Source organism: Micrococcus lacusdianchii (assembly GCF_023155805.1).
In the GTDB taxonomy this organism is placed as follows: Bacteria; Actinomycetota; Actinomycetes; order Actinomycetales; family Micrococcaceae; genus Micrococcus; species Micrococcus lacusdianchii.
On record NZ_JAKNUW010000044.1, the window covers coordinates 1 to 1,748 of the forward strand.

The 1,748-nt window shown below is 66.5% G+C and carries 1 protein-coding gene and 2 pseudogenes; 2 read left to right on the forward strand and 1 reads right to left on the reverse strand.

Translation table 11 applies throughout. The annotated features are described in order from the left end of the window. A pseudogene (locus tag MA879_RS12220) lies at positions 1-219 on the forward strand (IS3 family transposase); the annotation flags it as partial. 31 nt (positions 220-250) lie between these two features. Next, positions 251-628, forward strand: a pseudogene (locus MA879_RS12225) (transposase); the annotation flags it as partial. Here MA879_RS12225 and MA879_RS12230 read toward each other — a convergent pair. Next, positions 625-1,527, reverse strand: a complete 903-nt coding sequence (locus MA879_RS12230; protein WP_036317477.1) for a cytochrome c oxidase assembly protein — start codon at positions 1,525-1,527, stop codon at positions 625-627. The pseudogene MA879_RS12225 and the gene MA879_RS12230 sit on opposite strands and share 4 nt — an antisense overlap. Positions 1,528-1,748: the final 221 nt, after the last annotated feature.

Sequence of the window (1,748 nt, forward strand, 5' to 3'; positions counted from 1 at the left end):
GCTGCCGGGGACAACGCGGCTATGGAGTCCTTTTTCGCGTTGGTGCAGAAGAACGTGCTGGACCGACGCGACTGGGACACCCGGGACGAGCTGCGGGCCGGGATCATCACCTGGATCGAGCGGACCTACCACCGGCGCCGCCGGCAGGTGCGCCTGGGCCGATTGACGCCGGTCGAGTACGAGTTGATCATGGACCACACGCCCGCAGACGCGGCGTGAAGACGACTGTCACCTACACGTGCACCAGTCCCTGCCGCTGCTGGGGCGGCTGCGCGTGGCACGGCCGGTAGGGCGGCCCCGGACCCGCCCCGAGGCGGTGCTGGGCGACAAGGCGTACTCCTCCCGGGCGATCCGCACCCACCTGCGTGCCCGCCGGATCAAAGCCGTGATCCCCGAGCCGGCGGATCAGCAGGGCCACCGCAGGCGCCGCGGCTCGGCCGGTGGCCGTCCCGTGGGCCTGGACTCGCAGGCTTACAAGGGCCGGAACGTGATCGAGCGCCAGTACGCGCACCTGAAGCAATGGCGGGGCCTGGCGACCCGGTACGACAAGTACGCGATCGTCTACCGGGCCGCCGTGGTGTTGAACGCTGTGCTCGCGTGGTCCAAACGATTGTCAGACATGCCCTAGCTCTCGTTCCGTCTTCGGGAGAGGCTGGCGAGGTACTCGTTGTAAGAGTCGAGTTCGGCGTCCTCGGCTTTCTGTCGCTGTCTCGAGGTGCGCACGTCGCGGGCTCGCCAGCGGGACAGGCAGACGATGAGCACTACGAACATCGGCAGCTCCGCGTAGGTCCATACCAGCGTGCCGGCGATCGCCTGGTCGATGACGGGGTCATGGCTGCCTGTGGGGGTGGCGTATGCGCTGAACAGCGGTGTGGCGGTACGGAGCAGGATCAGGCCGAAAATGGCGTGGATCTGGATCTCGACGGCGATATCGACGAATCGTGCGGCGAAGGAGGGTTGGCGCGGTAGCGGATCGGAGGACCATAGCGGTGTTGCCGAGACGATGCCGAGGACGAGGATGACGAAGAGCAAGGCGTCCTGGCCGAAGGGGATGCGCATGATGACGCTGATCGCGTCGGTCAGGTAGAGGACCGGGTACAGCAGTATCGCAATGACGATAGCGACCACAGGGTGCAGTGCGGCGCTCCAGAATCGTGAGCGCAGTCCCCCGTGCGCGGCACGGAGCACGAGACGCCCGAGGCCGGTGTGCGGTGTGCTGCGCAGGAGCAGCAGCCCGGGTGACCCTGCGATGAGGAGCGGCGGAACGACGGTCAGCAGGGTGATCTGCTGGAACACCAGCGCTGTGATGGATTCCGTCGCGAGACGGTTCACACCGAACATCGTGATAGCGAAGATCAGGGCGCACCCGATCAGGAACGATGCTGTGCGGGCGATCGCCCAACGGCGCCTGTTTCGCCACATCCAGATCGCTCCTCGCAGATACAGTGCCGCGAACAGCAGAGCGGCGATGCCGACGGGTGAGCCGGTGAGGGGTTCGAACGTGACCCACTGGTCGATCGGCGGCATAGCGAATTTCCCTTCATCGAGGCGATCAAACGTCGGCGACTTCGGCCGCGGTGGTGGTGCCGGAGCGGGGTCAGGTGAGGCCGGAGTAGGAGTGGGGCCTTGGCCCTTGATCGTGGACACGGTGTCGGTTCGGTTATGCCGCTTCCGCAAGCGTAGCGGAGCGTGCGGCTTCGTAGGCGTTCGGGCTGATGTTGCCGATCGCGGAGTGGCGCCGGCGAGTG